The organism is Massilia sp. KIM, from assembly GCF_002007115.1.
Lineage (GTDB): Bacteria > Pseudomonadota > Gammaproteobacteria > Burkholderiales > Burkholderiaceae_D > Telluria.
On record NZ_MVAD01000001.1, the window covers coordinates 126,320 to 149,056 of the forward strand.

The following is a 22,737-nucleotide window of genomic DNA, read 5'->3' on the forward strand; positions in this document are numbered from 1 at the left end:
CCGCTGCGAACCAGCCGACAATTCAGTTTATCACGATGACTTCCACTGCCTCTGCCAGCCTTTTCGGCGCCATTGAGATGGCCCCGCGCGACCCGATCCTGGGCATCACCGAAGCATTCAACGCCGACACCAACCCGGAGAAAATCAACCTGGGCGTGGGCGTCTACTACGATGACAATGGCAAGGTTCCTCTGCTGCAATGCGTGCAGAAGGCGGAAGCGAAGCTGATGGAGCAGCCAGCCCCGCGCACCTACCTCCCGATCGACGGTCTGGCAAGCTACGACAAGGCTGTACAAGAGCTCGTATTTGGGGCCGACAGCGCGGTAATTCAAGAGAAGCGTGCGATCACCGTGCAGGCCCTGGGCGGCACCGGCGCGCTCAAGATCGGCGCCGATTTCCTCAAGCGTTTCCTGCCGGGCGCGCAAGTGTACATCAGCGACCCGAGCTGGGAAAACCACCGCGCGCTGTTCGAGGGCGCTGGCTTTACCGTCAACAACTACACCTACTACGACCCGAGCACCCGCGGCGTGAATTTCGCCGGCATGCTGGCGGCCCTGAAGGACATGCCGCAGGGTTCGGTGGTGGTGCTGCACGCCTGCTGCCACAACCCGACCGGCGCCGACCTCAGCCAGGATGAGTGGACCCAGGTGATCGAAGTGGTGCGCGCGAACGGCCTGGTGCCTTTCCTGGACATGGCCTACCAGGGCTTCGCCAATGGCATCGCCGAAGACGGCGCCGTGGTGCGCCGCTTCGCCGACACCGGCATGCCGCTGCTGGTCTCGAACTCGTTCTCGAAGTCCTTCTCGCTGTACGGCGAGCGCGTGGGCGCGCTGTCGATCGTCGCCACCAGCGCCGAGGAAGCGGCGCGCGTGATGTCGCAAGTGAAACGCGTGGTGCGCACCAACTACTCCAACCCGCCGACCCACGGCGGCAAGGTGGTGGCCACCGTGCTGTCGACCCCGGAACTGCGCCAGCTGTGGGAAGAGGAACTGGCCGCGATGCGCGTGCGCATCCGCGAGATGCGCGGCGCGATGGTCGAGAAGCTCAAGGCCAAGGCCCCGGGCCACGACTTCGAGTTCGTGCGCCAGCAGGTGGGCATGTTCTCGTATTCCGGCCTGACCAAGGAGCAGGTCGGGAAACTGCGCGAGCAGTCGATCTACGCGGTGGACACCGGCCGTATCTGCGTGGCCGCGCTGAACTCGAAGAACATCGATCGTGTCGTTGACGCGGTCGCCAAAGTTCTCTAAAATCTCGGCTCTCCGGAACTGCTGTTAGTGCCGGAGAGCAGCAGAAGTGGTTGTTGAAACAAGCGCGAGTTTGACAGGCGCAGTCCGGCAACACTATAATGCTTACCTATTCCCTGATAGCTCAGTCGGTAGAGCGACGGACTGTTAATCCGCAGGTCCCTGGTTCGAGTCCAGGTCGGGGAGCCAGAATTTGGAAAGGCCGCATCTTCGGATGCGGCCTTTTTGCTTTGTGCGCCTGGCTGTGCGCACCCCTCATGAGGATCTTAGCGTGAAGCAATTGCCAAAGAGTCATGCGACTGCCCTTGAAGGGCAGGTATTCCGTTTTTCCAAGTCGGGGCAGGGCAGCCCGTCCATCGTGCTGATCAATGGCGCAGGCGGTCCGCTGGACGCCTGGTACAAGCTCTTTCCCGAGATCGAGCAACTGGGCACGGTGTTCGCCTACGACCGGCCGGGCGTGGGCGGCAGCGGCAAGCCGCGCGAGCCCCAGTATGGCGAGACCGTGGTCGCCCAGTTGCGCCAGTTGCTGATGGCGGCCGGCGTGCAGCCGCCCTTCGTGCTGGTCGGGCATTCCTTCGGCGGCCTGCATGCGAATCTGTTCGCGCGCGAGTTCGCGGACGATGTGGCCGGGGTGTTGTTCCTGGAGGCCACCGCGCCCGAGGACGTGACTGGGCTGAAGGCGAAGCAGCCCTGGTGGCAGCGCAAGTTCATCGGCCTGCTCGACAAGGTGGCGCCGCGCGACCAGAACGACGAGATCCGCCACGAACTGGAAACGGTGCGCGACATCGCCGAGGCCCCGGCCTTTCCGCCGGTTCCCGTGACCGTGCTGTCGGGCGGCAAGCGCCTGCCGCGCTGGGCGGTGCCGGAGGCGGTGGTGCAGGAGCGCGAGCGCAACCAGAAACTGCTGGCGGCCTTGTCGCCGCTGGGCGAGCGGGTGGTGGCGCGGCGCAGCGCGCACTTCCCGCAGATGTCCGAGCCGCAGGTGGTCCTGGACGCGCTGGCGAAACTGGTGGAACGGGCCAAGTCCTACTCGCGCACTTGAGTTTCTTTTTGTCACGGCCGTACTTGCCAAATCGGCGGCAGCGGGTATAATGCGGCCTCCATTCCCTGATAGCTCAGTCGGTAGAGCGACGGACTGTTAATCCGCAGGTCCCTGGTTCGAGTCCAGGTCGGGGAGCCAGAATACGAAGGGCTGCACGCAAGTGCAGCCCTTTTTGTTTTTGAATTGCTGATTGTTCAATGGGCGAATGGCGAATGGCGAATGGCGAATGGCCGAGTGGTCGAGTAGTCGAGTAGTCGAGTAGTCGAAGTCCGCCGAGTCTGATCCTCCCGCGCCTAAAAACAACGTCATCCCGGCGAAGGCCGGGATCCAAGTTCTGTATGCAGGCGACAAGCGATTGTCGTGGCTACTCACGGAAACTTGGATCCCGGCCTTCGCCGGGATGACGTTGGGAGGCGGCAGGGTAGGACAGATGAGCGGAATCCGGGGCCGCATATGACCTGCTTGGGCACGCCTTTTCCCGGCCTTCGCCGGGATGACGTTGGGAGGCGCAGGGTAGGAGAGGTGAGCGGACTCCGGCTCAGCCCGTAACCTGCTCAGGCATGCCCTGCAATGCCTTCTGCCTCTGCTCCGCAGTCACATGCCGCCGCTTCCACCACAGCACCAGCCCGCTCCACAGCACCCAGATGCTGAGCAGGTCCAGCACCAGCCACAAGACCTTGAGCGCCATCCCGCCGTAGTCCCCGAAATGCAGGGGCTGAGACAGCATCAGCGTCGACACGTACCACGGCATTTCCCCGGTCGTCACCACCTGCCCGCTGCGCGCGTCGATCATCACGATCGACAGCAGCTTGGAGGTCAGCGGCGTATCGCCCTGCATGAAAGCCATGAAGTGCTGGGGCGTCGCGAAGTCATTGCCCGGATACGCCATGAAGCTGAGCGACTTGCCCGGCGCCGCCGCCAGGGCCGCCTTCAGCGCCGCCTCGGTCGACACCGGCCCGGTCACAGGCGGCTGGCCACGGAAGGGTTCCGCGAGCGCCTTCAGTTCGCTGGCCTGCCAGGCCGCGAAGATCGGCTGGTTGAGCGCATTGATGGTCCCCGTCACGCCCACCACCAGCAGCCACACCAGGGTCACCATGCCCAGCAGGTTGTGCTGGTCCAGCCACTTCAGGCGCGAGGCGCGGTCGCGCCGGATGCTGCCGAAGCGCAGCTTCTTCATGGTGGGCCCGTACACGTAGATGCCGGAGACGATCGAGGCCGCCAGCAGCAGGCCCATCAGCCCGAGGAAGAGGGTGCCGCCGAGCCCCATGTACATGTCGACGTGCAGGCGCAGCATCACGTCCATGAAGCCCTGGCCGAGCGGATACTCGGAAAGGAATTGGCCGGTACGCGCATCATAGGTGTAGAAGGCGGTGAGCCCCGGCGAATCGATGCGATCGGCCATGCGCACGTAGATCAGGTCCGGCTCGTCCGCCTCCGCCACCAGGAACTGCAGCACGTCCTGCGGCCGGCGCGCCTGGGCGTCGGCCACGATGGCGTCGATGCTGGCGCGCCCCGTATGGCCGGGCGCGAGCTGGGGCGGATCGGCGCTGGTGCCGAGCGCGTGGCTGATCTCGTGCGAGAAGATCAGCGGCAGGCCGGTGAGACAGAGCATCAGCAGGAACAGGGTCGCGATGAGGCTCGTCCATTTGTGCACGGTGTACCAGGCGCGAAAGCTCATGCTCGTCTCCGTCTCAGAAATTGGCGTGCAGGCTCAGCTCGACGCTGCGCTCGGCGCCCATCCAGCAGTTGTTGGCGTCGTAGCAGGCGCCCACATAACGCTTGTCGCCCAGGTTGCTGGCGGTGAGGCCCACGCGCCAGGTCTTGTCGATGCGGTACATCGCGGCCGCGTCGAACACTGTGTACGAGGGCACGGTGCCCGTGTTGCGCGCATCGAGCTGGCTCTCGCCCACGTAGCGCACGCCGGCGCTCAGGTCGAGCGCGTCCTGCGGCTTGTAGCTGAGCCAGAGCGTGGCCTGCCTGTCCGCCACCCACACCGGGGTCTTGCCGATCAGCGAGCGGTCCGAATCGTTCTTCGTCACTTCCATGTCGAGGCGGGTCAGGCCGAGCGTGAAGTCGAGCTGCCCGGTGAGTTCCTGGTTCCATGACAGCTCGGCGCCCTTCGAGCGCACCTCGCCGTTCTGGGTGTACTCGCCGAAGTCCGGCGTGTTGACCACCACGTTCTGCTTCCTGATGTCGAAGGCGGCAGCGGTCAGCTGGGTGCGGCCGTCCTGCGAGCGGTACTTGAGGCCCGCCTCGATCTGCTTGGCCGTGGTGGGTTTGAAAGCCTGGCCCGTGCGGGTGTCCACGCCGGAAGCCGGCTCGAAGGAGGTCGAGTAATTGAGGTAGGGCGCCAAGCCGTTGCCGAGCTGGTAGATCGCGGCCAGGCGGCCGCTGGTGCGGCGCTGGGCGATGCGGGTGGTGCTGTCGGAAGGGGAGCCCATGTAGCTCATGCGCTCCACGTCCTCGCTGCGGTAGCGGTCGCGCCGCACGCCGCCCAGCAGGGTCAGGGCGCCCAGCCTGGCTTCGTCCTGCAGGTAGAAGCCGAGCTGCGACTGACGGATGCCGTGGCGCTCGGTGTAGGTGTCGAAGGGCAGGGTGGCGACATTGAACAGTGCGTGATTCGGCGCGCCCAGGTCGATCGCGGGCGTGTCGGCGCCGAGGGTGTCGCCATAGCTCACGCTGGTGCGCAGCTTCTGGTAGTCGACGCCGGCCAGCACGCGGTGGGTCCAGGCGCCGGTATGGAAGCGGAAAGCCAGCTGGTTGTCCACCACGTAGCCGCGCATGGATTCGTCGGTGAAGTAGGCGGAGCGGCTCAGGCTGCGATTGTCCGGCAGCAGGCCGAGGTTGTAGCTGTTGCGCTGGAAACCGTCGGCCTTGGTGTAGCGGAAGTTCTGCAGGAAGCTCACGCTGTCGTTGAAGTCGTGCTCGAACTTCCAGCCCGCCAGGGTGGTTTCGCGCTGCATGCCCGACCAGTTGGCGTCGCCCGCGAAGGCGTCCGAGGGCAGGCGGCCGTAGGGCGCGTCGCGCAGGGCGCCGATGGCCGGCAGCGGGGTGGACGGAATCAGGGCCGGGTCGTCCTGGTAGTAGAGATTCAGGTTCAGGCGCGTGGACGGGCTGATGCGCCAGGTGAGCGAAGGCGCGAACAGGCGGCGTTCTTCCGTCGTCGTCACCTGCTGGCCGTCGCGCTCGCGCGCCAGCGCGACCACGCGGTAGTCGACGTCCTTCGACAGCGGTCCGGTGCTGTCCAGGGCCAGTTCGCGCAGCGCATTGGTGCCGACGCGGGCGCGCACCAGGGTCTCCTGTTTCGAGCGCGGCTGCTTGGCGGTCTGGTTGACCATGCCGCCCGGCGGCGCGGAACCGTAGAGCACCGACACCGGACCCTTGAGCACTTCGATACTCTCGGTGGCGAAGGCGTCCACCTGCGGCACCAGGTTCCACAGGGTGTCGTACTGGAGCGGCAGGCCGTCGTAGTAGTTGCGGTAGCTCTCGAAACCGCGGATCGTGTACTGGTCGAAGATGGTGACGGTCGAGCGGCTCTCGGGCGTCACGCCCGGCACGTAGCGCAGCGCCTCGTTGACGCTGTCGGCCTGGCGCGCGCCCAGCAGTTCGCTGTCGTAGATCTCGTAGCTCATCGGGGCTTCCATGGGCTTGAGGTCCGACTTGGTGCCGGTGGTGCGGTAGCCGGTGGCGCTCACGATCACCTGGGCGGTGTCGGCCGGGGCGGGGTCGGCGGCCTGGGCTGGAACGAGGGTGGACAGGACGAGCAGCGCGACAAGGCTGCGTGGAGGCAGGACGGGCGTAGGCATGATTTCTTCTTGTTAACGCAAATGATAATGAGAATGATTATCAATTGCGATAACAAGGATGTCAAGCTGACAGCGCCGCCGCGTCGTGGCGACGCGGCGGTTTTACATGGATTTACTTCTTGCCGGATACTGGTTTGACCTTGCCGGCAGCCTCGAGCGCGCGGGCGCGGGCGGTGTCGACATCGATCGCCGTCGCCAGCGCCACGCCCATGCGGCGGCGCGCGAAGGATTCCGGCTTGCCGAACAGGCGCAGGTCGGCGCCCGGCACGCGCAGCGCTTCGGCCACGCCCTCGAAGGCGATGCCGGCTTCCTCGAGCTGGCCGTAGATGACGGCCGAGGCGCCGGGCGCGCGCAGGGCCGTGTTCACGGGCAGGCCCAGCACCGCCTTGGCGTGCAGCTCGAATTCGCTCTGCACCTGGCTGGCCATGGTCACCATGCCGGTGTCGTGCGGACGCGGGCTGACTTCCGAGAACCACACCATGTCGCCCTTGACGAAGAGTTCGACCCCGAACACGCCCAGGCCCCCCAGGTTGGCCGTGACCTTGGCCGCGATGTCGCGCGCGCGTTCCAGGGCGAGCGGCTGCATCGGGTGCGGCTGCCAGGATTCGACATAGTCGCCGTGCACCTGCTTGTGGCCGATCGGCTCGCAGAAGTCGGTCCGGACCACGCCGTCGTCGCCGAGCGAGCGCACGGTGAGCAGGGTGATCTCGTAGTCGAAGTCGATGAAGCCTTCGGCGATCACGCGGCCGGCGTCGACCCGGCCGCCGCTGGCGGCATAGTCCCAGGCGGCCTTGACGTCGGCCGCGCCGTCCAGCTTCGACTGGCCCTTGCCGGACGAGGACATCACCGGTTTCACGACGCAGGGAAAGCCCACCTCGGCGCAGGCCGCTTCGAGTTCCTGCAGGCTGCTGGCGAAGCGATAGGGCGAAGTCGGCAGGCCGAGTTCCTCGGCGGCGAGGCGGCGGATGCCTTCGCGATTCATGGTCAGCTGGGCCGCGCGCGCGGTCGGGATGCAGGTGATCGCGCCGGCCGCTTCGAGCTCGGCCAGCTTGTCGGTGGCGATCGCTTCGATCTCCGGCACCACCAGGTGCGGGCGCTCCTGCGCGATCAGGGCCGCCAGGGCCGCGCCGTCGGTCATGTCGATCACGTGGGCGCGGTGCGCCACCTGGTGGCCGGGCGCGTTCGGGTAGCGGTCGACCGCGATCACTTCCACGCCCAGGCGCTGCAGGGCGATGATGACCTCCTTGCCGAGTTCGCCGGAGCCGAGCAGCATCACTTTGGTGGCGGAAGGAGAGAGCGGGGTGCCGAGGGTGGGGGAAGTGGTCATGGTCTTTATCGCTGGATGGTTGGCGGGCTGGCGGGCCCAGGGAGGTGCGAGTATAGCGAAGGGTAGCGCCGCCTGCAGGCGCCGGCCATTTTGCATCCGGCACTGGTCAAACCGGAACCGAGCCGCTATAATGCGGCCTCCTTTCCCTGATAGCTCAGTCGGTAGAGCGACGGACTGTTAATCCGCAGGTCCCTGGTTCGAGTCCAGGTCGGGGAGCCAGAATACGAAGGGCCGCATCTCGATGCGGCCCTTTTTGTTTTGCGGCTTCCTCAGCCCAGCCTTCGCGCCTTGCGGAAGGCGCCCGGCGTCATGCCGTGGCGGCGCTGGAACTGCCGGCTGAAATTGGACAGGGTCTCGAAACCGCAGGCCTGCGCGACCGCGGCGACGCTGCGCTCGCCCCGGGCCAGCAGCAGGCAGGCTTCGCTGCAGCGCACGTCGTTCACGTACTCGGAAAAGCGCTTGCCCACTTCGCGCCGGAAGTAGCGGCTGAAGGCGGCCGGGCTCACGTGCACCAGGCGCGCCGCTTCCTCGACACAGAGCGCTTCGCTGTAGCGGCTGTCGATCCAGGCCAGCACCCGGTCGATGCGGCGCTCGCCCATGCCGGCTTCCCGTTCATCCAGCGTCCCCAGCGCGGCCATGTCGTCCTCGTGCTCGGCCAGCAGCCCGAGCAGGTGGATCACGAGCGCAAGCCGCGCCAGATCCGACCCGGCGGCATCGAGTTCGCGCAGCGCCGCGGTGACGGCGACGTGGGCCGCGCCCGTGATGCGCAGCCCGCGGCCGGCGCGCGCCACCAGGCCGCCAAGCGCCGCCAGCTCCGGCAGAGCGCTGTGAAACAGCAGCTCGGGCGCGATCTGCAGCACGGTCGCCGCGTGCCGCCGTCCCGCGTGCGCCGGGGTGCTGACCCAGGTGTGCGGCAACTGTGGCCCGATCAGCACCAGGTCGCCCGCCTCGAAGGGCGCGACGTGGTTGCCGACGAAGCGCAAGCCCTCGCCGGCCTCGATCCAGGTCAGTTCCAGATGGGCGTGGCGATGGCGCGCGTTAGTGAACGCCTGCTGCGTCAGGCGCAGCAGCCGGAAGGACCTGGCTGGATGGGATATCGTCTCTCGTTCAACCCGCATAGCTGGATTCTAGCAGCCTGTGGGTCAGAAAAAAGGTGAAGATGGCCATTTACGGCCTGCCCGGGAAAGCACGGTCGGGGCGATAATGGGCGCCCGCTTTCTCGATTGCTCCTGGACGCCATGCCCCGCTTCTTCGCCGCAGCCTTCCTGTTTACCTTCGCGTCCTGGGCCGGCCTGGCCGCCGCCCAAACGCAGCAAGCGGCCCAGCCGCGCCCCTCGACCGGCAGCCTGGTGCGGCTCACGCTGCCCTCGGCCCACGTCGACCAGCGTCCGGTCGACGTCTGGCTGCCCGAGGGCTACACAGAGCGCGCTCGCGCCGGCCAGCGCTACCAGGTCCTCTACATGCACGATGGCCAGATGCTGTTCGACCCGACGACCACCTGGAACCGCCAGGCCTGGCGCGTGGACGCCGTGCTCGACCGCCTGATGCGCGAGGGGAAGGTCGAGCCCACCATCGTGGTCGGCGTCTGGAACAATGGGAAGCTGCGCGCTGCCGAATACTTCCCCCAGAAAGCGCTGGCCTACCTGCCGGAACGCGGCCGCGCGGCTTTCGCAGCGGCGCGCTTGGAAGGCGGGCCCAGGGCCGACGCTTACCTGCGCTTCCTGGTCGAGGAACTCAAGCCGGAGATCGACCGCCGTTTCGCCACACGCAGCGACCCTGCCGGCACCTTCATCATGGGCTCCAGCATGGGCGGGCTGATCTCGGTGTATGCCTTCGCCGAGTATCCCCAGGTCTTCGGCGGCGCGGCCGGCCTGTCCACGCACTGGGTCGGCAGCTTCGAGGCCAACGCCGCTATTCCGCTCGCGATGTTCAACTACCTGGGCGCGGCGCTGCCGCCGCCCTCCGGACGGCGCCTGTATCTCGACCGCGGCACCGCCACGCTCGACGCGCTGTACGGCCCGCACCAGAGCTTCGTCGACCTGATCGTGCGCGAGCGCGGCTACACCGACGCCAACTTCCTCAGCCGCGTGTTCGACGGGGCGGACCATAGCGAGAACGCCTGGGCCGAGCGGCTCGAGCATCCGCTGCTGTTCCTGCTCGGGCGGCGCGCGGCGCCTGCACGCTAGGAGTCTCCGGCCCCTTCAGCAGCCGCATTCGGCGGCGGCGGCAAGGCGCCCCGCCTCCATGCCGGTGGCCACGGGGTGGCCGTCGCGCTTCCAGAAATCCAGCCCGCCCAGCAGTTCCTTCACCCTGAACCCCAGCCGCGCCAGCTTCCAGGCGCCCTTGGTCGAGCCGTTGCAGCCGATGCCATCGCAGTAGACGACATAGGTCTTGGTGCGATCGAGCATGGCGGTGCTGCCCTCGTCCATGGTCCGGTGCGGGAAGCTGATGGCGCCCGGGATGTGGCCGGCCGCGTAATGCGCCGGGCTGCGCGTGTCGATCACCACGATCTCCGCGACGCCGTTGGCGAGGTCTTCGGCCAGGTCGGCGGAGTCGGTGTGATAGGCCAGCTTGGCCTGCATGAAGGCGGCGCTGTCCTCGGGGGCGGGGGCGGGAAACTGCAGCACCAGCGAGGGAGTGGTCATGGGATGGCTCCTGTGTCGAAAGAAGCCCCATTCTACGGCGCGCTTGGCATTATCATGGAGACCAATTTCCATGCTTCGATAAGACCAATGCCGAATCCGCCCACCCTCTGGCTGAACCTGTTCCAGCGCGAAGACCAGGCCGTGCCCCTGCGCGAACGCCTGTGCGCGGCCCTGCGCGGCGCGATCCGGCGCGGCGAACTCGGTCAGGGTGCGCGCCTGCCGTCCACGCGCATGCTGGCGGCGGACCTGGCGATTTCCCGGGTGACGGCGGAGGCGGCCTACGCCCAGCTCGAAAGCGAAGGCTACCTGACGCGCCGGGTCGGCCACGGCACCGTGGTCTCGATCGCGGCGCCCGCGGCTCCCGCCCCGGCGCCGGCGCGGGGCGAGCTCGCGCAGGCCCGGCTGTCGCGGCGCGGCGCGGCCATCGTGGCCACCGGCGGCTGCGTCGATCCGCGCGAGCCGCGCGCGTTCTGCGCCGGCAGCCCGGACCTGCGCGCCTTTCCGGTCGAGACCTGGCGCCAGATCACTGCGCGCCAGTTGCGCCGCCACGGCGCGCAGCTGATGGGCTATGGCGATCCGCAGGGCTATGCCCCGCTGCGCGCAGCGGTCGCGGCCTATCTCGCGCAGTCGCGCGGAGTGCGCTGCGACAGCGACCAGGTGGTGATCCTCACCAGCTCGCAGCAGGCCCTGCAACTGCTGGCCACCTTGCTGCTCGACCCGGGCGACAGCGTGCACCTCGAAGAGCCGGGCTACCTGGGCGCGCGCAATGCCTTTGCCAGCGCCGGCGCGCGCATCGTGCCGCTGCCGGTCGACGCCGAAGGGGCGACGCTGCCGGCGGGCGCCGCGCGCCTGACCTACCTGACGCCCTCGCACCAGTACCCGCTCGGCGTCACGCTCAGCCTCGCGCGCCGCCTGGCGCTGCTGGACGCGGCGGAGCAGCAAGGCGGCTGGATCGTCGAGGACGACTACGACAGCGAGTTCCGCTACGACGCGCGTCCGCTGCCCGCCATGCAGGGCCTGGACCGGCATGGCCGCGTGATCTACCTGGGGACCTTCTCGAAGGTGCTGTTCCCCTCGCTGCGCCTGGCCTATGCGGTGCTGCCGCCGGCGCTGGTGGAGCCGCTGGTGCGCACGCGCACCGTGATGGACGGCCACAGCGCCCAGCTGGCGCAGGCGGTGACGGCGGAGTTCATCGCCCACGGCCACTTCGCGCGGCACCTGCGCCAGATGCGCCTGCTGTACGCCAGCCGGCGCGCCCTGCTGCTCGAACGCCTGCGCGTGGAAGGCATCAGCTGGCTCACGCCGCTCGCCGGCAGCGGCGGGCTGCAACTGGCGGCGACCCTGCCGCCTGGGAGCGAGGCCACGCTCACGCGCCAGGCCGCCGCGCTGGGGATCGCCACGCCCTCGCTCTCCAGCCTGCACATGCTGGGGGAGGGCGAGGGCTGGCTGCTGGGCTACGCGGCCTTGCGCAACGAGGAGATCGTCGACGCGGTCGCGCACCTGGCCACGCTCAGGCCCGGACGCGGGCGGCAGGGCGGGGGGCCTTCGCCGCGCCATCGCGCTTGAGGATGCGGCCGATGCGGGTTCGGAGCCCGGGCAGCGGCTCGGCCTCGATTCCGAACTCGCTGCGCAGCAGCGCGAAGATGGCGTCCACGCTGGTGAGCTGCATGTGCACCGGCTCGGCCCCGATGCCGTAGAAGCTGTGGCGCGTGTTGTAGATCACGCGGCGTCCGGCGGGGCTGCTGCGCACCACCACCAGGTCGTGCACGAAGTGCGAATTGCCGTGGGTCGACACATACCAGTTGCTCATCTCGAAGTCGCTCTGGTAGCGCGGGGTCAGGTCGAACACGTAGAGCGGCTCCCAGCGTCCGGCCAGCTCGGCCTCCAGCCGGTAGCCTGCCTCGTCTTCCATCACCCGGTACGGGCCGTTGGGCGTCTCCTGCACCGCGCCCGGCTGCAGGCGCAGCGGCGCGGTCGGCACCGCGCGTCCGAAGCCGGTGTCGGCGATCCAGCGCTCGCCATCGAGTTCGATCATCAAGAGCATGTGGGTCTGGGGCGTGATCAGCTCCGGCGGCTGGTTGTAGCGCACCCGCGCCAGCAGGGCGCGCGTGCTGAAGCCGAAGCTGTCCAGCGCGTGGCGGAACACGATGTTGTGCTCGAAGCAGTAACCGCCGCGGCGCGCGCTGAACTTGTTCAGCAGCGAGGGCAGGTCGAGCCGCACCGGCAGGCCGGCCAGCGGCGTCAGGTTCTCGAAGGGGATGGTGTGGGTGTGGCGCAGTTGCAGCTCGCGCAGCGCTTCCAGAGTGGGCGCGCCGCCGTGGCGGTAGCCGATCAGGTCGAAGTAGGGCGAGAGGTCGGTCATTGCACGGCCTCCTGGTAGGGCGCCGCGCCGCGGGCGGCGCGCAGCGCCCCGGCCCACCAGCGCAGTTGCAGCAGCATCTTGCGAAACGCCGATTCCTCGTGGCGGGTGGCCTCGAGCTGGCCGTCGGCGCCGATCCGGTCGCCCACGTGGGCGAAGCCGACCGCGTCGCGCATGGTGACCACGTGCAGTTCGGCGAACACCTGGCGCAGCTGCTCCACGGCGCGCACGCCGCCCGAGCTGCCGCCGTAGGAGACGAAGCCGGCCGCCTTGGCGTTCCATTCGCGGTAGGCGCCGTCGATCAGGGCTTTGAGCGGGGCGGGGTAGCCGTGGTTGTACTCGGGCGTGACCACGATGAAGGCGTCGGCGCGGGCGATGCGCGCCGCCAGTTCGGCGGCGCCAGGCTGGCCGGGGGCGTGCACGCGCGGGTCGAGCAGGTCCAGCACCAGGCCCTCGTGGCGCGCCGCCTGGGTGCGCACCCAGGCGACCACGCGCTCGCACTGGCGGTTCTCGCGGCTGCTGCCGTAGACGATGGCGATACGCAGTTCTTCCTTCATTGTTCCTCCACTTGTTGGTTAGCCTGGCTCGCAGTCTAAAACCTCAAGTTAAATTGAGGTCAAGCGGAGGAATGCATTTTTTCAGCTTGGCCGCGTCATCGCCGGCAGCCGCTCGAACCAGGGTTGGGCCTGCTCCAGCTGGGCCGCGAGCTGCAGCAGCCGGTCCTCGCGTCCGAAGGGGGCGACGAACTGTACGCCCAGCGGCAAGCCGTCCGCGGTCCAGTACAGCGGCAGCGAGACCGAGGGCGTGCCGGTCAGGTTGGACAGCTGGGTGAAGGGCACGTAGCGCAGGTTGTCGCGCGCGATGCCGTCGACGGTCTTGTCGAGCAGTCCCAGGCGGGCCAGCAGGCCGAGCAGGCCGCTGCGCTCCAGGAAGCCGAGCATGGCCTGCTGGGCCGGCGGCAGGTCTCCCGTGCCGTGACGGACGGGCGGATGGGCCAGCGTGGGCGTGAGCAGCAGGTCGTAGCGCTGGTGGAAGCGTCCCAGCGCCCGCGCGAAGCCATTCCATTGCAGCAGCTGCTCGGTCAGCGCGGGCGCGCCGATGCTGCGTCCCAGCGTGACCAGCAAGCGCGTCATCAGCTCGACCTCGCCGCCTTCGGCGCGCAGCTTGCGGTTGCGCGCCACCAGCGCCGGCACCTGGCCGAAGTAGATGTGCAGGTAGCTGCGCGCCAGCGCCGCGCCGTCGATCTCGGGGGCGGCTTCCTCGACCTGGTGGCCGAGGGAGGCGAGCAGCGCCGCCGCGTGCCGCACCGCGGCCACGGCTTCCGGATGGACCTCGGCGCCGATCGGCGAAGCGGCCGTGAAGCCGATGCGCAGGCGGCCGGGGTCGCGCCGCATCAGCTCCGCATAGGGCGCCTCGGGCGGCGCGATCACGAAGGGGTCGCCGGCTTGCGCGCCCTGCAGCAGGTCGAGGGCGCGCGCGGTGTCGCGCACGCTGCGTGAGAGCACGCCTTCGCTCGAGGCCCCGAACCAGACCTCGTTGGTGGCCGGCCCGGCGCTGACCCGGCCGCGCGAGGGACGCAGCCCGACCAGGCCGCAGCAGGCGGCCGGGATGCGGATCGAACCGCCGCCGTCGTTGCCGGCGGCCATGGGCACGATGCCGGCCGCCACCGCGGCCGCCGCGCCGCCGCTCGAGCCGCCCGGGGTGTGCGCCAGGTTCCAGGGATTGCTGGTGCGCCCGAACAGCACCGGGTCGGTGACGCCCTTGAGCGCGAATTCCGGCAGGTTGGTCTTGCCGAAGATGAGCAGGCCGGCGCCGAGGTAGCGCTGGACCACCGCCGCGTGCTCGGTCGCGACGTGGCCGCGCATCGAGCGGCTGCCGTTGGTGGTCGGCAGGCCGGCGTAGTCCTGGGCGCAGTCCTTGATCAGGAAGGGCACGCCGGCGAAGGGGCCGCTCAGCGGCCTTTCGAGCTGGGCGCGCGCCTGCTCCTCCATCAGGCGGCAGATCGCGTTGACGCGGCCGTGGACCTCGGCATGGCGCGCGAGCGCGGTCTCCAGCAGGTCGAGCGGCGTGACCGCCCCATCGGCGACCAGCTGGGCGAGGGAGGTGGCGTCGTGGCGCAGGTAGTCGGCGTAGTGCATGGGCAAGGTCTCAATGAGTTGCCCACGATGAAACGGTTTGTCGAGCTTCCTGTCAAGAAAAAACTGCCGAGCCGGTTCAGGCCTTCCTGCGTTCGAGCAGCTCGAAGATGGCCATGCCCGCGACCATCGCCCCGAGGAACAGCAGGGCCTTGGCGCCCCCGGTGGCGAGCGAGGCGACGGCCGGGCCGGGGCAGTAGCCGGCCAGGCCCCAGCCGGCGCCGAAGGCCAGGCTGCCGAGCACCAGGCGGCGGTCGATGCGGGTGGCGGTCGGCAGCGCCAGCGGCGCGCCGTCCAGCGTGCGACCGCGCCGCCTGGCCCAGGCGTAGGCGGGCGTGGCGGCCAGCAGCGCGCCGCCCATCACGAAGGCAAGCGAAGGGTCCCAGTCGCCCGCCAGGTCGAGGAAGGCCAATACCTTGGCCGGGTCGGTCATGCCCGACAGGACCAGGCCGATGCCGAACACCAGGCCGGCGAGCAATGCGATCAGGATTTGCATGGGAAATCCCTTCAGGACAGGTGGCGCAGCAGGAAGACGGTGAGAAAGCCGGCGCCCACGAACACCGCGGTGGCCACATAGGACCGTGGCGAGCGGCGCGCGATGCCGCAGATGCCGTGTCCGCTCGTGCAGCCCGCGCCGTAGCGGGTGCCGAGGCCGACCAGCAGCCCGGCCGCGACCAGGAGGGCCGGTCCCGCTTCGACGGTGGCCGGAGGCAGCGGCGCGGCCAGCGCATACAGCAGGGGCGCGGCCGCCAGGCCGCCGAGGAAGGCCAGGCGCCAGGCCAGGTCGCCCCGCCGGGGACGCAGCAGTCCGCCGAGGATGCCGCTGACGCCGGCCACGCGCCCGGCCAGCAGCAGGAAAGCGGCGGCCGCCAGACCGATCAGGACGCCGCCGAGCAGGGAGGTCCAGGGCGTGAAGTGTTGCCAGTCGAGGTTCATGCACCCTCCGGTCGGGGACAATAGAGTTGATAGAGCACTTGCAGCACCGCGAGCGCTTCGGGGCTGGCGATCCGGTAGAACACCTGCTTGCCTTCGCGGCGGGTGGATACCAGGCCGCCCCCGCGCAGCACGGTCAGCTGCTGCGACAGGGTCGGCTGGCGGATGCCGGTAAGCGACTCGAGGGCGCGAACGGCGGCTTCGCCCTGGCTGAGCTGGCACAGGAGCAGCAGGCGGTCGCGATTCGCCAGCGCCTTGAGTAGTTCACTGGCCTGGCCGGCAGCCGCCTGCAGGAGGCTTAGATCGGGAGGAGCGGAGTTCATTGCATGCCCGTGTCATTATATCGAACGATAATATATCAAATTATAGAATGACGTACGAACGAAGGCCGCGATCCTGCCTCACCGACGCGCCTTCTTGCTGTTGGCGGTGTAGGTGCGGGTATAAAAATCCGGCGGTTTCCTGGCCACCCAGGCGATGAAGGCGCGGATGTCCTCGTGTGCGCGCAAGGCTTCCCAAGTATGGTATGTATTCAATAATTCCCGTTCAGTAAATGCCGAGTGGATCTTCCTATGGCAAATTTTGTGAATGGGAAACTGTTCCTTGCCTTTGAAGGTCTTGGGAATCAGGTGGTGACGGTCGATGTTGACGGTCCCCAGCGGCCGGCCGCACAAGGGGCAGGGCTGGGAAGCGAGCGGATCGCTCATGCTTGCTCCGGCTGGTTGGCTCATCTCACTCGCATATGGCGCCGTTCGCGGGCAGTGCAAGGTAGCGCCCGTCAATACCGCGCACCGCAGAAAGGGATCAGCCCATGTTACAAGTTCATGGTGTAGAATTTAAGCTTAACATTTTGCAATATTTTTGCTTCGACCAGCCCTGAAAGCCAGCAGTTGCAAATGATCGACGACGACACTTCCGCCTGTTCCGTGCTGCTGATCGACGACGAGCCCTTCGCCCAGGACATCATCGCCCACGGCCTGCAGGGTTGCGCGCGTCACACGCTGTGCTACGAATCCGATCCGGGGCGCGCGGTCGAGGTGGCGCGCGAGGTCAAGGCGACCGTGGTGCTGGTCGACCTGCGCATGCCCGACCTCGACGGCTTCGAGGTTACCGCCCGCCTGCGCGCCAATCCCGACACCGAGGACGTGCCCGTCGTCCTGCTCTCCTCCGAAGACGATCCCGACATCAAGGCCAAGGCCTTCGCAGTCGGCGCCAACGACTACCTGGTCAAGTGGCCCGACCCGCGCGAACTGGTGGCGCGGGTGCGCTACCACAGCGGCGCCTGCATCGCGCGGCGCCAGCGCGACCAGGCCTTCGTCTCGCTGCGCGTGAGCCAGGAACAGCTGGCCGCCAGCCAGTCGGCGCTGCATCAGGCGCAGAAGATGGAAGCCATCGGCCAGCTCACCGGCGGCGTGGCCCACGACTTCAACAACGTGCTGCAGATCATTGGCGGCAACCTCCAGCTGCTCAAGCTGGTCGGCAGCCTGAACGAGGCGGCCCGCACCCGGGTCGAGATGGCGCTGGCCGGCGTCGACCGCGGCGCCAAGCTGGCCTCGCACCTGCTGGCCTTCGCGCGCCGCCAGCCGCTGCAATCGGTGGTGATCGATCCCGGCCACCTGGTGCGCGACATGGACGACATGATGCGCCGCGTGCTGGGCCCGAGCGCGCGCGTGGTCACCGAGATCGAGCCTGGCCTGGGCAGCACCATGGTCGATCCCAACCAGCTCAACAACGTGCTGCTGAACCTGGCCATCAACGCGCGCGACGCCATGGCCGGCAGCGGCACCCTGACCATCCGCGCCTATAACGTGTCGGCACAGGCCGACGGCCTGCCCCCCGAACTGCCGCGCGGCGACTACGTGGCGATCGAGGTGAGCGACACCGGCAAGGGCATGGCGCCGGAGGTCCTGCAGCGCGCCTTCGAACCCTTCTTCACCACCAAGCCGACCGGGCAGGGCACCGGCCTGGGCCTGTCGATGGCCTATGGCTTCGTCAAGCAGTCGGGCGGCGAGATCGTGCTGCGTAGCGAAGTGGGACGCGGCACCACGGTGGGCATCTACCTGCCGCGCAGCGACGCCGCGCCCAGCGTGGCCGAGCAGGTGCCGGCGATACCGCTGACCGGCGGACTGGAAACCATCCTGGTGGTGGAAGACGAGGACGACGTGCGCTCCTCGACCTGCGGCATCCTGTCGGCCCTGGGCTACCAGGTGCTGGAAGCGGCCGACGCGCAGGCGGCGGTGGCGATCATCGAGAGCGGCCAGCTCGTCGACCTGGTGTTCACCGACGTGATCATGCCGGGGCCGGTGAGCAGCCTGCAGCTGGGCGAGATCGTGCGCCAGCGCCTGCCCGAGGCCCAGATCCTGTACACCTCGGGCTATGCCGAGGGCGTGCTGACCCACGAGGGCAAGCTGGACGCCTCGGTGCACCTGCTGCAGAAACCCTATCATCCCGACGCGCTGAGCGCGCGCATCCGCCACCTGCTGCGGCGCGGGCGGCGCGCGGCCGGGCGCCAGCAGGCTACTTGGGCTTGACGTAGCGGCGCGAGCCCGGCGGCGGTTCGTTGAGCACGGCCCAGAAGATGCCGAGGTCGGCGATCGCGCGCACGAACTCCGTGAAGTCCACCGGCTTGACCACGTAGGCGTTGACGCCCAGTTCGTAGCTGCGCACCAGGTCCTGTTCTTCCTTGGACGAGGTGAGCATCACCACCGGAACCGGCTTCAGGTTCTCGGTCTGGCGGATCTCCTTCAGCACTTCCAGCCCGTCGACCTTCGGCAGCTTGAGGTCGAGCAGGATCACCGCCGGGTTGCCGACCGCGCGGCTGGCAAACTCGCCTTGGCGCTTGAGGTAGTCGAGCGCCTCGGCGCCGTCGCGCACGACCACCACCTCGTTCGCGAGCTGGCTCTTGGACAGCGCGATCAGCGTGAGCTCGAGGTCGTTGGGGTTATCTTCCACCAGAAGGATGGGCTTGAGCATGGTACGGCCTTAGGGGGTAGGTGAGGATTTGGGGATGCTGAACGAGAAGGTCGCGCCTTCTCCCTGCCGGGACTCGGCCCATACCCGGCCGTTGTGGCGCTCGACGATGCGGCGCACGTTGGCCAGGCCGATGCCGGTGCCCTGGAAGTCTTCCATGCGGTGCAGGCGCTGGAACACGCCGAACAGCTTGTGCACGTAGTCCATGTTGAAGCCGGCGCCGTTGTCGGCGACGTGGAACACGGCTTCCTCGGGGCCGTCCTCGGCCCAGATGCGGATCACCGCCGGGTCGCGCTGGGCGGTGAACTTGACCGCGTTGGACAGCAGGTTGTACACCGCCAGGTGCAGGAAGCTTGGGTCGGCCTGGACCGTGGGCAGATGGTCGATGTGCCAGTCGACGTTGCGCTGGCCGATGTCGATCCCGAGCTTGTCGATGCAGGCCGAGACCAGGTCGTTCATGTCGACCGCGGTCGGGCGCAGGGCCGCGCGGCCCATCTGCGAGAAGGACAGCAGGTCGTCGACCAGCTTGCCTGCCAGGCGCGCCGATTCCTTGATGTTCTTCAGAAAACGCTGGCGCCGGTCGGCGTCTTCGGTGCCGGCCGATTCCAGCAGCAGGTCGGAAAAGCCGACGATGTGGCGCAGCGGCGCGCGCAGGTCGTGCGAGACCGAGTAGGAGAAGGCTTCCAGTTCCTTGTTGGCGCGCCCGAGTTCCTCGGCCAGTTCGGCCATCTGCTCGGCGCGTTCGAGCGCGATGCCGAGCAGGGCGCTGCGGAACTCGGTGGTCAGCTCGATCTCGGCGCTGTGCCAGGGCAGGCTGTGGCCGTGGATGGTCTCGCGCCAGGCGGCGAAGCTGGTGCGCGGCGACAGCTGGGTGGGCGCGTTCGGCGCGGCGATCTTGTTCTCGTAGGGGTTGCCGGCCCATTCCACGGTCTGCACCAGCTCGGGGCGGAACCACAGCAGGTAGTGCTTGTGGATGCGCGAGATCGGCAGCGCCATCAGGCCGCTGGCGCTGCGCGTGAAGGCCCCGGCCGGCGGGTAGACCGCCGCCAGGTGGCTGGTGTGGAAGACCTCGACGTGGCCTTGCACCGCCAGCCAGGTCGAGAGCGCGCGGATGGCCGCCTCGTCCGGGGTGTCGCCATAGGTCAGGATGCGGTCGTCGGCCACGATCGCCACCCCGCCCGCGCGCGCGAAGCGCAGCAGCTCGGGGAAGACGCCGCTCATGTTCTCGAGGAAGTCGCTGCCCTTGGTCAGGTGGCCCAGCAGTTCGACCATGATGCGGCGCACCTCGAGCCGGAACTGCAGCTCGCTGGCGTCCTCGCGCGACTCGATGCACAGCGACAGGATCTGGCCCAGTTGCTCGCAGGCGGTGCGCTGCTCGACCGAGACCGGGCGCGGCGAGGTGTTGTGGCAGGAGATCAGGCCCCACAGCTTGCCCTTGACCAGCAGCGAGACCGACATCGAAGCCAGGGTGCCCATGTTGCGCATGTATTGCAGGTGCACCGGCGAGACGCTGCGCAGGGCGGCGAAGGACAGGTCGTTGGCCTTGCCGGTCACCGGATTGTGCGGCGGCAGCAGGGGCGCCGGGACGTAGTTGGCGTCCTGGATCAGGCGGATCGGTGACAGCGTGTACAGCTCGCGCGCCTGGGCCGGAATGTCGCTGGCGGGGAAGGACTGGCCGAGGTAGGACTCGTAGTCGGCGTCCTTCGATTCGGCCACCACGCGCCCGTGGCCGGCCGGGTCGAACTGGTAGACCATCACGCGACCGAAGCCGGTCACCGAGCGCACGTGGCGCGCGGCCAGGTCGGTCAGGGCCGGGATCGAGGCGTGCTCGTTGACCCTGGCCAGGAAATCGCTGATCAGGGGATAGAGGTGGCGGAAGTCGGCCGGGCGCGGACGGTCGACCGCCTCGAACTCGGCGATCACCAGCTTGTCCCAGGCGTGGCCCAGCACGTCGAAGTGGCGGCCGTTTTCCATCGTCACCGTGCCCAGGTAGAGCGGCCGGGCGCCCAGGGTGCCGCTGCCGAGTTCCAGCGCCAGGCGCGCGTGGGCGGGCTCGCCGATCACCTCGCGCAGCGGGCGGCCCAAGGCCTCGCCGGCATCCATGCCGGCCCACTGGGCCAGGTTGGCGCTGGCCTGCAGCACCTCGAGGGCAGGCGACAGGGTCAGCATGAAGCCGTGCGGCTGGATGCTGCCGGGCGTGCGTATCGGTTCCCTGTCGCAGGCGGACAGGTCGAGTTGCTCGGGGGAAGCCTGGGTCATGGTGCTCTAAAGTAAGACGCTTGGACAAACAGTGCACTATTGTAACGTGAAAGCGGCCGAGTTTTTTCACACTGTGCTATTCGTGCAAGTCCTATGCGCCTTGCGCGGCGCGTCGGCGGACGCGCCTTGCGTGGCGGTATCGTCGCCGTTTGCGGTATTCCGGTCCATGTTTCAGGTCAGTATGTACATGGACGGCAAGCTCTCACGGCTGCCGGGGCCTGGCGCGCTGCCTGCGCCGCGTGCATCAGGCCGCTGCGAATTCGCCCGGCTTCTCGCCCGGCTCTTGCTCGTGGGGGATGGCTGATATCGTCATCGGCATGGTATCCAGCGGGTTGTCCGCATCCGTCACGCAGCCGGCGGGCTGGAAGGGTTCATGCCATCGCATACCTTCCTCAGCGGGATGATGACGTTTCGGGTTGATCGCATCCAGCAAGCGCTTCACCATGCGGACGTTGTACTGGTGCCAGCTCAGCCAAGGCCCGTCCACTTTGGCGAGCTCCTGCTGGATCTTCAGGTCGCGCCGCAGCGCTTCGATCAAGGCGAGTCGCTCGTAGGGCAGCAATAGATCTTCACGAAGTACCATGCGCTTTCCTTCATCGTCGCGGCGGCGCCTGCAAGGGCCGAGGCTTATACAGTGAACTCCAGGCTGGCGATCAGGCCGCGTTCGAGGCGAAAGCGCATCGTGAGATCGACGTGGCTGCCCGGGAAACTGCCGGCCACATGGCAGGAGACCAGGTGGACGCCGTCGATGAGCTCGACCGAGAAGGGCACCACCACATAGGCATACGAGGTCGACGCCGCCTTCCATGCCCGGATCGCCTCGCGGCCGACGTAGGTCAGGCCCATGTCTCTCACCACGCCCTGGGGCGTGAAACAGCGGGCGACCTCGTCGGGGCCGTGCGTGTCGGCCGCCAGGTAGGCGGCAACCGGCTCGGGGAGGGTCAGGGCTGGCATGGCGAACTCCTTGGAAAGAGAGTCCACAGGATGCACGATGGTGCCGATGTAGAGAATGGCCTAGAATTGGGATTTGCTATGTAGGAAAGAGCACATAATGCGCGGTTCCGAATTCGCCGAGTTGAAAGCCTTCGTCGCGGTGGTCGAACGCCAGAGCTTCGCGCGGGCGGCCGAGCACCTCGGTCTCTCGCCCTCGGCGCTCAGCCAGACCATCCGCCAGCTGGAGCGCCGCATCGGCACCCGGCTTCTGAATCGGACCACCCGCAGCGTCGCGCCGTCGGCGAGCGGTGAGCAGCTGTACCAGCGCCTGGCCCCGCTGTTCCGCGAAATGGCGGTCGCGGTCACCGAAGCCAGCGAAGCCACGGGGCGGATGAGCGGCACGCTGCGCATCAACACCCTCGGGATCGCAGCCAGGACGATCATCGGTCCGCGGCTCGCGCGCTTCCACGAGGTCCACCCCGAGGTGGAACTCGACATCGTGGTCGACGACGCGCTGGCCGACATCGTGGCCGGGCGCTTCGACGCCGGCATCCGCGTCGGTGGGCAGCTCGAGAAGGACATGGTCGCCATCCGCCTGACGCCGGACCTGAAGATGGTCGCGGTGGCCTCGCCGGACTACCTCGCGCGCCGGGGCGTACCCATGTCGCCCGCCGACCTGCACGCGCATGCCTGCATCAACTGGCGGCTCCAGATCGATGGCCGCTACCACCGGTGGGAATTCAAGAAGCGCCAGCAGCGTGTCGAAATCGCGGTGAATGGCCCGGTCGTCACCAATCATGCCGACATCGGCGTCGCCGCCGCAGTGAATGGACTCGGCATCGCCTACCACTTCGAGCAGGACGGCGTGGGCGAACTGCTGGCGCAGGGAAGGCTGGTGCAGGTCCTCGCGGACTGGTCGATCGTGCGGCCCGGGCTCTTCCTCTACTACCCGAACCGGCAGCACCGGCCGGCGGCGCTCGGCGCCTTCATCGACTGCCTGCTGGATCGGGGGCCGTTCGCCCAGACATAGCCGGGGTGGACCCGGTCGGCGGATTGTGTACGCTTTTCTTCACAACCCGTGCGA

22 protein-coding genes and 3 tRNA genes are annotated in these 22,737 nt (G+C 68.1%); 9 read left to right on the plus strand and 16 right to left on the minus strand.

The window, feature by feature from the left end:
• The first annotated feature begins 35 nt into the window (after positions 1–35).
• The 4 genes from B0920_RS00585 to B0920_RS00600 all read left to right on the plus strand — a co-directional run bounded on the left by B0920_RS00585 (position 36) and on the right by B0920_RS00600 (position 2,424).
• On the plus strand, positions 36–1,247 hold the full coding sequence (locus tag B0920_RS00585) for an amino acid aminotransferase (protein ID WP_078030662.1): 1,212 nt from the start codon (positions 36–38) through the stop codon (positions 1,245–1,247).
• Between the two features lie 110 nt (positions 1,248–1,357).
• Positions 1,358–1,433: transfer RNA gene (locus B0920_RS00590), tRNA-Asn, on the plus strand.
• 82 nt (positions 1,434–1,515) lie between these two features.
• Entirely contained in the window at positions 1,516–2,286 is a 771-nt protein-coding gene (locus B0920_RS00595) for an alpha/beta fold hydrolase (RefSeq protein WP_078030663.1), read from the plus strand.
• A 62-nt stretch (positions 2,287–2,348) separates the two neighbouring features.
• Positions 2,349–2,424: transfer RNA gene (locus B0920_RS00600), tRNA-Asn, on the plus strand.
• Positions 2,425–2,824: 400 nt separating this feature from the next.
• Here B0920_RS00600 and B0920_RS00605 read toward each other — a convergent pair.
• From B0920_RS00605 to purT, 3 genes are all read right to left on the minus strand, one after another.
• A complete protein-coding gene (locus tag B0920_RS00605) occupies positions 2,825–3,964 on the minus strand; it encodes a PepSY domain-containing protein (protein WP_078030664.1) in 1,140 nt (379 codons plus the stop codon).
• Between the two features lie 13 nt (positions 3,965–3,977).
• A complete protein-coding gene (locus B0920_RS00610) occupies positions 3,978–6,092 on the minus strand; it encodes a TonB-dependent siderophore receptor (protein WP_078030665.1) in 2,115 nt (704 codons plus the stop codon).
• Between the two features lie 112 nt (positions 6,093–6,204).
• Positions 6,205–7,419 carry a formate-dependent phosphoribosylglycinamide formyltransferase gene (purT, locus tag B0920_RS00615; RefSeq protein WP_078030666.1) on the minus strand — a complete coding sequence of 405 codons (1,215 nt, stop codon included), beginning with the start codon at positions 7,417–7,419 and terminating at the stop codon, positions 6,205–6,207.
• A gap of 143 nt (positions 7,420–7,562) precedes the next feature.
• Here purT and B0920_RS00620 point away from each other — a divergent pair.
• Positions 7,563–7,638, plus strand: a tRNA-Asn gene (locus tag B0920_RS00620).
• Between the two features lie 50 nt (positions 7,639–7,688).
• Here B0920_RS00620 and B0920_RS00625 read toward each other — a convergent pair.
• A complete protein-coding gene (locus B0920_RS00625) occupies positions 7,689–8,537 on the minus strand; it encodes an AraC family transcriptional regulator (protein ID WP_078030667.1) in 849 nt (282 codons plus the stop codon).
• Positions 8,538–8,657: 120 nt separating this feature from the next.
• On the opposite strand from B0920_RS00625, the gene B0920_RS00630 reads away from it, so the two are divergent.
• A complete protein-coding gene (locus B0920_RS00630) occupies positions 8,658–9,605 on the plus strand; it encodes an alpha/beta hydrolase (protein ID WP_078033235.1) in 948 nt (315 codons plus the stop codon).
• A gap of 15 nt (positions 9,606–9,620) precedes the next feature.
• Here B0920_RS00630 and B0920_RS00635 read toward each other — a convergent pair whose 3' ends face one another.
• Entirely contained in the window at positions 9,621–10,064 is a 444-nt protein-coding gene (locus B0920_RS00635; RefSeq protein WP_078030668.1) for a rhodanese-like domain-containing protein, read from the minus strand.
• Between the two features lie 87 nt (positions 10,065–10,151).
• On the opposite strand from B0920_RS00635, the gene B0920_RS00640 reads away from it, so the two are divergent.
• Complete coding sequence (locus B0920_RS00640; RefSeq protein ID WP_218669322.1) at positions 10,152–11,630, plus strand: PLP-dependent aminotransferase family protein; 1,479 nt, start codon at positions 10,152–10,154, stop codon at positions 11,628–11,630.
• Here the strand turns inward: B0920_RS00640 and B0920_RS00645 are convergent.
• From B0920_RS00645 to B0920_RS00675, 7 genes are all read right to left on the minus strand, one after another.
• Complete coding sequence (locus tag B0920_RS00645) at positions 11,575–12,426, minus strand: arylamine N-acetyltransferase (RefSeq protein WP_078030670.1); 852 nt, start codon at positions 12,424–12,426, stop codon at positions 11,575–11,577. The two genes, B0920_RS00640 and B0920_RS00645, sit on opposite strands and share 56 nt — an antisense overlap.
• A complete protein-coding gene (locus B0920_RS00650) occupies positions 12,423–12,980 on the minus strand; it encodes an NADPH-dependent FMN reductase (RefSeq protein WP_078030671.1) in 558 nt (185 codons plus the stop codon). Before B0920_RS00650 ends, B0920_RS00645 begins: the two co-directional genes overlap by 4 nt.
• An 81-nt stretch (positions 12,981–13,061) precedes the next feature.
• Complete coding sequence (locus B0920_RS00655; protein WP_078030672.1) at positions 13,062–14,561, minus strand: amidase; 1,500 nt, start codon at positions 14,559–14,561, stop codon at positions 13,062–13,064.
• A 76-nt stretch (positions 14,562–14,637) separates the two neighbouring features.
• Entirely contained in the window at positions 14,638–15,054 is a 417-nt protein-coding gene (locus B0920_RS00660; RefSeq protein ID WP_078030673.1) for a YeeE/YedE family protein, read from the minus strand.
• A gap of 11 nt (positions 15,055–15,065) precedes the next feature.
• Positions 15,066–15,494: a YeeE/YedE family protein gene (locus B0920_RS00665; RefSeq protein WP_078030674.1), complete on the minus strand. Its 429-nt coding sequence runs from the start codon at positions 15,492–15,494 to the stop codon at positions 15,066–15,068.
• Entirely contained in the window at positions 15,491–15,814 is a 324-nt protein-coding gene (locus B0920_RS00670) for a metalloregulator ArsR/SmtB family transcription factor (RefSeq protein ID WP_078030675.1), read from the minus strand. The genes B0920_RS00665 and B0920_RS00670 overlap by 4 nt, the downstream gene beginning before the upstream one ends.
• A gap of 78 nt (positions 15,815–15,892) precedes the next feature.
• Positions 15,893–16,198, minus strand: coding sequence for a hypothetical protein (locus B0920_RS00675; protein ID WP_078030676.1), 306 nt, complete (start codon positions 16,196–16,198; stop codon positions 15,893–15,895).
• A gap of 189 nt (positions 16,199–16,387) precedes the next feature.
• Between B0920_RS00675 and B0920_RS00680 the strand changes: the two genes are divergently transcribed.
• The gene (locus tag B0920_RS00680; protein WP_078030677.1) at positions 16,388–18,022 is read left to right on the plus strand and encodes a response regulator; all 1,635 of its coding nucleotides are present in this window, start codon (positions 16,388–16,390) and stop codon (positions 18,020–18,022) included.
• Here B0920_RS00680 and B0920_RS00685 read toward each other — a convergent pair.
• The 4 genes from B0920_RS00685 to B0920_RS00700 all read right to left on the minus strand — a co-directional run bounded on the left by B0920_RS00685 (position 18,009) and on the right by B0920_RS00700 (position 21,674).
• Positions 18,009–18,464, minus strand: coding sequence for a response regulator (locus B0920_RS00685; RefSeq protein ID WP_078030678.1), 456 nt, complete (start codon positions 18,462–18,464; stop codon positions 18,009–18,011). The genes B0920_RS00680 and B0920_RS00685 overlap by 14 nt on opposite strands.
• Before the next feature lie 9 nt (positions 18,465–18,473).
• The gene (locus B0920_RS00690; protein ID WP_078030679.1) at positions 18,474–20,720 is read right to left on the minus strand and encodes an ATP-binding protein; all 2,247 of its coding nucleotides are present in this window, start codon (positions 20,718–20,720) and stop codon (positions 18,474–18,476) included.
• 244 nt (positions 20,721–20,964) lie between these two features.
• A complete protein-coding gene (locus tag B0920_RS00695) occupies positions 20,965–21,303 on the minus strand; it encodes a hypothetical protein (protein ID WP_078030680.1) in 339 nt (112 codons plus the stop codon).
• Positions 21,304–21,347: 44 nt separating this feature from the next.
• On the minus strand, positions 21,348–21,674 hold the full coding sequence (locus B0920_RS00700; RefSeq protein WP_078030681.1) for a nuclear transport factor 2 family protein: 327 nt from the start codon (positions 21,672–21,674) through the stop codon (positions 21,348–21,350).
• A gap of 97 nt (positions 21,675–21,771) precedes the next feature.
• Here B0920_RS00700 and B0920_RS00705 point away from each other — a divergent pair, with 97 nt between their 5' ends.
• Complete coding sequence (locus B0920_RS00705; protein WP_078030682.1) at positions 21,772–22,683, plus strand: LysR family transcriptional regulator; 912 nt, start codon at positions 21,772–21,774, stop codon at positions 22,681–22,683.
• The last annotated feature ends 54 nt before the right edge of the window (positions 22,684–22,737 follow it).

What these genes read in the sequence shown, in the direction of transcription:
- B0920_RS00635 (WP_078030668.1), bottom strand. Translation starts at nt 10,064, where the DNA reads ATGACCACTCCCTCGCTGGTGCTGCAGTTTCCCGCCCCCGCCCCCGAG.
- B0920_RS00675 (WP_078030676.1), bottom strand. Translation starts at nt 16,198, where the DNA reads ATGAGCGATCCGCTCGCTTCCCAGCCCTGCCCCTTGTGCGGCCGGCCG.
- B0920_RS00665 (WP_078030674.1), bottom strand. Translation starts at nt 15,494, where the DNA reads ATGAACCTCGACTGGCAACACTTCACGCCCTGGACCTCCCTGCTCGGC.
- purT (WP_078030666.1), bottom strand. Translation starts at nt 7,419, where the DNA reads ATGACCACTTCCCCCACCCTCGGCACCCCGCTCTCTCCTTCCGCCACC.
- B0920_RS00630 (WP_078033235.1), top strand. Translation starts at nt 8,658, where the DNA reads ATGCCCCGCTTCTTCGCCGCAGCCTTCCTGTTTACCTTCGCGTCCTGG.
- B0920_RS00685 (WP_078030678.1), bottom strand. Translation starts at nt 18,464, where the DNA reads ATGCTCAAGCCCATCCTTCTGGTGGAAGATAACCCCAACGACCTCGAG.
- B0920_RS00690 (WP_078030679.1), bottom strand. Translation starts at nt 20,720, where the DNA reads ATGACCCAGGCTTCCCCCGAGCAACTCGACCTGTCCGCCTGCGACAGG.
- B0920_RS00655 (WP_078030672.1), bottom strand. Translation starts at nt 14,561, where the DNA reads ATGCACTACGCCGACTACCTGCGCCACGACGCCACCTCCCTCGCCCAG.
- B0920_RS00705 (WP_078030682.1), top strand. Translation starts at nt 21,772, where the DNA reads ATGCGCGGTTCCGAATTCGCCGAGTTGAAAGCCTTCGTCGCGGTGGTC.
- B0920_RS00660 (WP_078030673.1), bottom strand. Translation starts at nt 15,054, where the DNA reads ATGCAAATCCTGATCGCATTGCTCGCCGGCCTGGTGTTCGGCATCGGC.
- B0920_RS00605 (WP_078030664.1), bottom strand. Translation starts at nt 3,964, where the DNA reads ATGAGCTTTCGCGCCTGGTACACCGTGCACAAATGGACGAGCCTCATC.
- B0920_RS00645 (WP_078030670.1), bottom strand. Translation starts at nt 12,426, where the DNA reads ATGACCGACCTCTCGCCCTACTTCGACCTGATCGGCTACCGCCACGGC.
- B0920_RS00695 (WP_078030680.1), bottom strand. Translation starts at nt 21,303, where the DNA reads ATGGTACTTCGTGAAGATCTATTGCTGCCCTACGAGCGACTCGCCTTG.
- B0920_RS00650 (WP_078030671.1), bottom strand. Translation starts at nt 12,980, where the DNA reads ATGAAGGAAGAACTGCGTATCGCCATCGTCTACGGCAGCAGCCGCGAG.
- B0920_RS00625 (WP_078030667.1), bottom strand. Translation starts at nt 8,537, where the DNA reads ATGCGGGTTGAACGAGAGACGATATCCCATCCAGCCAGGTCCTTCCGG.
- B0920_RS00700 (WP_078030681.1), bottom strand. Translation starts at nt 21,674, where the DNA reads ATGCCAGCCCTGACCCTCCCCGAGCCGGTTGCCGCCTACCTGGCGGCC.
- B0920_RS00610 (WP_078030665.1), bottom strand. Translation starts at nt 6,092, where the DNA reads ATGCCTACGCCCGTCCTGCCTCCACGCAGCCTTGTCGCGCTGCTCGTC.
- B0920_RS00680 (WP_078030677.1), top strand. Translation starts at nt 16,388, where the DNA reads ATGATCGACGACGACACTTCCGCCTGTTCCGTGCTGCTGATCGACGAC.
- B0920_RS00670 (WP_078030675.1), bottom strand. Translation starts at nt 15,814, where the DNA reads ATGAACTCCGCTCCTCCCGATCTAAGCCTCCTGCAGGCGGCTGCCGGC.
- B0920_RS00585 (WP_078030662.1), top strand. Translation starts at nt 36, where the DNA reads ATGACTTCCACTGCCTCTGCCAGCCTTTTCGGCGCCATTGAGATGGCC.
- B0920_RS00640 (WP_218669322.1), top strand. Translation starts at nt 10,152, where the DNA reads ATGCCGAATCCGCCCACCCTCTGGCTGAACCTGTTCCAGCGCGAAGAC.